The 6,045-nt window shown below is 62.1% G+C and carries 4 protein-coding genes; 1 reads left to right on the plus strand and 3 read right to left on the minus strand.

Annotated elements, in window-relative coordinates:
- On the plus strand, positions 1–2,931 hold a 2,931-nt coding region (locus tag AC1D1P_RS12005; RefSeq protein ID WP_477673133.1), incomplete at its 5' end, for a DNA topoisomerase III.
- Between the two features lie 139 nt (positions 2,932–3,070).
- On the opposite strand, the gene AC1D1P_RS12010 is transcribed toward AC1D1P_RS12005, so the two are convergent.
- The 3 genes from AC1D1P_RS12010 to AC1D1P_RS12020 are packed head-to-tail and all read right to left on the minus strand — an operon-like array spanning position 3,071 to position 5,902.
- A complete protein-coding gene (locus AC1D1P_RS12010) occupies positions 3,071–3,730 on the minus strand; it encodes an HAD family hydrolase (protein ID WP_477670570.1) in 660 nt (219 codons plus the stop codon).
- Between the two features lie 2 nt (positions 3,731–3,732).
- Positions 3,733–5,106, minus strand: coding sequence for an aldehyde dehydrogenase family protein (locus AC1D1P_RS12015; RefSeq protein WP_477670571.1), 1,374 nt, complete (start codon positions 5,104–5,106; stop codon positions 3,733–3,735).
- On the minus strand, positions 5,084–5,902 hold the full coding sequence (locus AC1D1P_RS12020) for a gamma-glutamyl-gamma-aminobutyrate hydrolase family protein (protein ID WP_477648783.1): 819 nt from the start codon (positions 5,900–5,902) through the stop codon (positions 5,084–5,086). The genes AC1D1P_RS12015 and AC1D1P_RS12020 overlap by 23 nt, the downstream gene beginning before the upstream one ends.
- Positions 5,903–6,045: the final 143 nt, after the last annotated feature.

Raw genomic sequence — 6,045 nt, forward strand, 5'->3', positions numbered from 1 at the left:
GCACAAGACATTGTGCGGGCGATCACGCCTACGGCCGGCAAATTTGAAAAGCACGACGAGTACTTCGAGAGCGACGAGTGGCTGGTCACCTCGGCCGTGGGCCATCTGGTCGAGATCCAGGCGCCTGAGGAGTTTGACGTCAAGCGCGGCAAATGGAGCTTTGCCAACTTGCCTGTCATTCCGCCCTACTTTGACCTGAAGCCCATGGACAAGACGAAGACGCGGCTCAACGCGATCGTCAAGCTGACCAAACGCAAGGACGTGGGCGCCCTCGTCAATGCCTGCGACGCGGGCCGCGAAGGCGAGCTGATCTTCCGGCTGATCCAGCAATACGCCAACAGCAAGCACCCGGTGAAACGGCTGTGGCTGCAGTCCATGACGCCGGCAGCCATCCGCGACGGCTTTGAGAGCCTGCGCACTGAAAAGCAGATGCAGGGCCTGGCCGATGCGGCGCGCTCACGTTCGGAAGCCGACTGGATGGTCGGCATCAACGGCACGCGCGCCATGACGGCCTTCAACTCGCGTGACGGCGGTTTCTTTTTGACCACCGTGGGCCGTGTGCAGACGCCGACGCTGTCGGTGGTGGTGGAGCGCGAGGAAAAAATCCGCAAGTTCGTGAGCCGCGACTACTGGGAAATCCACGCGACCTTCCTGGCCGAGGCCGGCGAATACCCCGCCAAGTGGTTTGACCCGAAGTGGAAAAAAGCCGCGGCCAATGCCGACAACACGGAGCCCGATGCCGAACTGAAAGCCGACCGCGTCTGGTCCGAGCGCGAAGCCATGGCGATTGCCGAAGCCGTGCGCGGCAAGTCCGCCACGGTGACGGAAGAAAGCAAGCCCACCACGCAGGCCGCCGGCCTGCTGTTTGATTTGACTTCCTTGCAGCGCGAGGCCAACGGCAAGTTCGGTTTTTCAGCCAAGACGACGCTGTCGATTGCRCAAAGCCTGTATGAACGCCACAAGGCCCTGACTTATCCGCGTACCGACTCGCGCGCGCTGCCCGAAGACTATTTGCCGGTGGTCAAAAAGACCTTTGAAATGCTGGAAAGCAGCGGCATGAAGCACCTGGCGCCGCACGCGGCGACGGCGCTGAAGGGCAATTACATCAAGCCCAGCAAGCGCATTTTCGACAATGCCAAGGTGAGCGACCACTTCGCCATCATCCCAACGCTGCAGGCGCCTAGCGGCCTGAGCGAAGCCGAACAAAAACTGTATGACCTGGTGGTGCGCCGCTTTATGGCGGTGTTTTTCCCGAGCGCCGAATACCTGGTCACCACGCGTATTTCCCAGTCGGTCGGCCACAGCTTCAAGACTGAAGGCAAGGTGCTGGTCAAGCCGGGCTGGCTGGCGATTTACGGCAAGGAAGCCGCCGATGAAGTGGCCGACGCCAAGGACGGCGACAAGGGCCAGAGCCTGGTGCCGGTCAAGCCGGGCGAAATGGTGCGCGCCGAGGTGGTCGAGGCCAAGGGCCTCAAGACCCGGCCGCCCGCCCGCTATTCCGAAGCGACATTGCTGGGCGCAATGGAAGGCGCCGGCAAGACGATTGACGACGACGAGCTGCGCGAAGCCATGCAGGAAAAAGGCCTGGGTACGCCGGCGACGCGCGCCGCCACGATTGAAGGGCTGATTGCCGAGAAATACATGCTGCGCGAAGGCCGCGAGCTGATCCCCACGGCCAAGGCCTTCCAGCTCATGACGCTGTTGCGCGGACTGGATGTGCAGGAGCTTTCAAAGGCCGAACTGACCGGTGAGTGGGAGTTCAAGCTGGCGCAGATGGAACACGGCAAGCTGAGCCGCGAAACCTTCATGGCCGAAATTGCCACCATGACCGAGCGCATGGTGGCCAAGGCCAAAGGCTACGACAAGGACACGATTCCCGGCGACTACGCAACGCTCTCAGCGCCCTGCCCCAACTGCGGCGGTGTCATGAAGGAAAACTACCGGCGCTACACCTGCACCGGCAAGAACGGCGACGACGGCTGTGGTTTCAGCTTCGGCAAAACGCCGGCGGGCCGCACCTTTGAAGTGGCTGAGGTTGAGCAGTTCCTGCGCGACAAGAAGATCGGCCCGCTGGACGGCTTCCGCTCCAAGGCCGGCTGGCCTTTTACCGCCGAGATGGTGATCAAGTTCGACGAAGAGACGAAGAACTACAAGCTTGAATTCGACTTCGGCGACGACAAGAATGCCGAGACCGGCGAGATCGTCGACTTTGGCGACCAGCAGTCGCTGGGCCCCTGCCCGCGCTGCGCCGCGCGGGTGTTCGAGCTCGGTAAAAACTACGTCTGCGAAAAGTCGGTGCCCACACTGGCCCAACCCACGCCCAGCTGCACCTTCAAGACCGGGCAGGTGATCCTGCAGCAGCCGATTGAGCGCGAGCAGATGCACAAGCTGCTGGAAACTGGCAAGACTGATCTGCTCGACAAGTTCGTTTCGATGCGCACGCGCCGCCCCTTCAAGGCCATGCTGGCCTGGGACAAGGAGGCCGACAAGGTGAACTTCGAGTTCGCGCCGTCCAAATTTCCGCCGCGCAAGCCGGCGGCGGCCAAGACCGGCACGGTGAAGACGCCTTTCGGCAAGACGGTGGCGGCCAAGGGCGCCGCACCTGCGGCCAAAAAGGTTGCAGCCAAAAAAGTCGCCGCCAAGAAGACGCCCGCCGCCAAAACCGCCAAGCCCAAAACGCCGCGCGTCGCCAAGCCGGGCGCAGGCCTCAAGCCCAGCGACGCACTGGCCGCGGTGATTGGCGCCGAACCGGTGGCGCGCACCCAGGTCATCAAAAAGCTCTGGGACTACATCAAGGCCGAAGGCCTGCAGGACGCGGCCAACAAGCGCGCCATCAACGCCGACACCAAGCTGCTGCCGGTGTTCGGCAAGCCGCAGGTCACGATGTTCGAGCTGGCCGGGATTGTGGGCAAGCATCTGAGCGCGGAGTAAGCGGGCAGATGCGGGCGTAAATGCTATTCTTTTAATAGCTGCTGGCGCCCGCCCTGATTGCCTTGCAGGCCATTTTTATACTCAAACGAGGCGGATGCAACCCTCTCTGGGGCTGTTTCAGCTGCGCAGGCCGGGCTGCTCAGTGCAACTGCAGCGCGGGCCAGCCGCGCTCAGTCCCAATCGCTGCCAGCGTCGCATCGGCATTCACAGTCACCGGGTGTTTCACGGCTTCCAGCAGCGGCAGGTCGTTGATGGAATCGCTGTAGGCGGTGGTTTTGCAATCCTTGAAGCGCAGGCCGCGTGCGGTGAGCCAGGCATGCAAGCGCTCGACCTTGCCTTCGCGCATGTTCAGTACGCCGGTGGTGCTGCCGGTGAAACGGCTGCCCTGTATTTCGGGCTCGGTGGCAATCAGGTGCTCGATGTCGAAGTAGATTGCCGTGAGCTCGGTGATGAAGCGGTTGGTGGCCGTCGTCATGACCACCAGGTCGCCGGCCTCCAGGTGCTTGTCGACCAGTGCGATCGCAGCCGGTGTGATGCGCGGAACAATCCAGTCCGCTAAAAATTCCTGCCGCATCGGCTCCCATTCCTGGGCGGTGCGACCTGCCAGGGTGCCCACATAAAAATCGGCAAACTCCTTCAGGCCCACGGTGCCCGCCTTGTAGCGCGCTGCCATGTCGGCGTTGCGTGCGGTGAATTCCGTCTTGCCCAGGTAACCCTTCTCGATCAGGAAATCGCACCACAGCACATCGCTGTCGCCGTTGAGTACGGTGTGGTCCAGATCGAAGAGGGTGAGCTTCATGTTCAGGATTGACGAAGGTGCCAAGCCTTTGGCCGGGTGAATGTCTGGATACCGTAGGTGGACAAGGTCAGGCCCACACCGGAATCACCGTAGCCGCTCCAGGGCAAACGCGGGCTGACGCGGTCGCAGCAGTTCCAGTAGACGCTGCCGGCGTTGACCTGGGACAGCAGCGTCCTGGCGCGCTTTTCGTCTGGCGTGAAGACGCCGGCGGTCAGGCCGTAGCGTGTGTCGTTCATGAGTTTGACGGCTTCTGCATCGCCCGATACCTTCTGGATGCCGATGACCGGCCCGAAGCTTTCCTCGCGCATCAGCTCCATGCTGTGGTTGACGTTGCTGAACACCGTGGGTTCATACCAGGTGCCGGGTCCAGCGCCGCGCTTGCCACCTGCCAGCAGGGTCGCCCCTTTGGCTTTGGCATCGGCGACCTGGGCATCCAACACCTCTAGCTGCGGCGCGCGGGTGATGGCGCCGATGTAGGTGTCTTCGCTCATCGGGTCGCCGGTCTTGAAGGTCTTCACGGTGTCTACAAAGGCGGTGACGAACGCGTCGTAAATTTTTTCATGCACGTAGATACGCTCAACCGAGCAGCAGCTCTGGCCGGTGTTGTACATCGCGCCGTCGGCCAGCGACTCGGCGGCGGCCTGGGGGTTGGCGTCTTCGCAGACGTAAGTCGGGTCCTTGCCGCCCAGCTCCAGCTGGAGCTTGACCATGCGCGGGCCGATGGCTTTTGCGATCTTTGCCCCGGTGGCGTAGGAGCCGGTGAAAAAGAGGCCGTCCACCGGCTGCTCCATCAGCGCCGCACCGACTGCGCCGCCGCCGATCAGCAGCACAAACACATCTTGCGGAACACCGGCCGCATGCAGCAGGCGCGCGATGGCCTGGCCCGTCATGGCCGCATATTCAGAGGGCTTGTAAAGCACGGCATTGCCAGTCAGGAGCGCGGGAATGAATACATTGCCGCCGACAAACCAGGGGTAGTTCCAGGCCGAAATATTGGCGACCACGCCCAGCGGTGTGTGCTCGATCTGCTCGGTCATGCCGCCATCGGAAAACACGGTCTGTGTGGTCGTGGACGCGTCAAGCTCTGCCAGGAAAAAATCAATGCGGCCCAGCAGGCCGTTGAGTTCATTGCGTGACATCTTGATCGGCTTGCCGGTTTCTCGCGTCATGACGGCCGCCAGGGTATCGAGCTCTGCAACGATGCCGGCACGAAAGCGCGTGATGCAGGTCTTGCGCTCGGCCACCGGCACGGCGGCCCACGCAGCCTGCGCGGTGCGCGCCTGCTTTGCCTTGGCAGCGACGGAAGCCGCGTCGTCCGCAGGCAGTTCGGTGATCATCTCACCTGTGGCGGGGTTATGAATGGCGAGTTTGGTCATGTTTGTTGGCTTTGCTTTTGGCCGCCGCTACGGCGGTGAGGAAATCATCGAGTACGGCGGCGTCGTCAATCGTGTCGGAGCCGGGTTTGTGGAATTCGGGATGCCACTGGGTGGCGGCGATATAGCTCTTGGTTTTGTCCTTGCGGCGTATCGCTTCCACGATGCCGTCGTCCACGCTGAAAGCCTCGGCTTCAAACTCGGGTGACAAATCCTTGATGCCCTGGTGGTGGATGCTGTTGACGCGCACGCGCTCCACGCCGGGGTACATGGCGGAAAGCCTGGAGCCCTGCACGATGTTCACGCTGTGAAAGTTCTGGTCGTAAGTGACGGCGTCGCGGTGAACGAAGGAGTCAGGCACCTGCGTATTGATGTCCTGGTAGAGCGTGCCGCCGAATGCAACATTGAGCAATTGCAGGCCGCGGCAAACGCCAAACACCGGTTTGCCGGCTCTTTCAAACGCGGCTACCAGTGCCTTGTCGTATTCGTCACGCACACGGTCGCCCGACCATTTTTCTTCCAGCGGCTCCTCGCCGTAACTGCCGGGCCAGACGTCGGCGCCGCCGTGCAGCACCAGGCCGTCCAGCCACTGTGCATAGTGTTCGTATGTAACGTCGCCGCGCTGCGTGCTGCCCGTGGGGCAAGGCACCATGACGACCATGGCGCCGGAAGACATAACCCAGTGTGCGATCGACTGTTCGACATACTGTAGCGTCTTGCCGGTGAAGAAAGAGCGGGTTGGGTCGGCATGCGAGAAACACGCTGACAACCCAATCTTGAGACGACTAGCGGCGATCATGCGAGTACCCTTCTCAAAAGTGATCGTTCTGTTCTGCCCAAGCCGGGGCCGCGGAACCGGCTTTGCCGGGCCGCAGGCGCAGCGGCCCCCTCGGGGGGCAGCGCATTACACGAAGTCGAAGACGCAGTGAAAAGCGTGGGGGC

It is taken from the genome of Polaromonas sp. P1_E1_2 (genome assembly GCF_056406035.1).

Excerpts from the sequence above, each read along its gene's own strand:
- AC1D1P_RS12010 (WP_477670570.1), bottom strand. The coding sequence starts at position 3,730 with ATGAAGCTCACCCTCTTCGATCTGGACCACACCGTACTCAACGGCGAC.
- AC1D1P_RS12015 (WP_477670571.1), bottom strand. The coding sequence starts at position 5,106 with ATGACCAAACTCGCCATTCATAACCCCGCCACAGGTGAGATGATCACC.
- AC1D1P_RS12020 (WP_477648783.1), bottom strand. The coding sequence starts at position 5,902 with ATGATCGCCGCTAGTCGTCTCAAGATTGGGTTGTCAGCGTGTTTCTCG.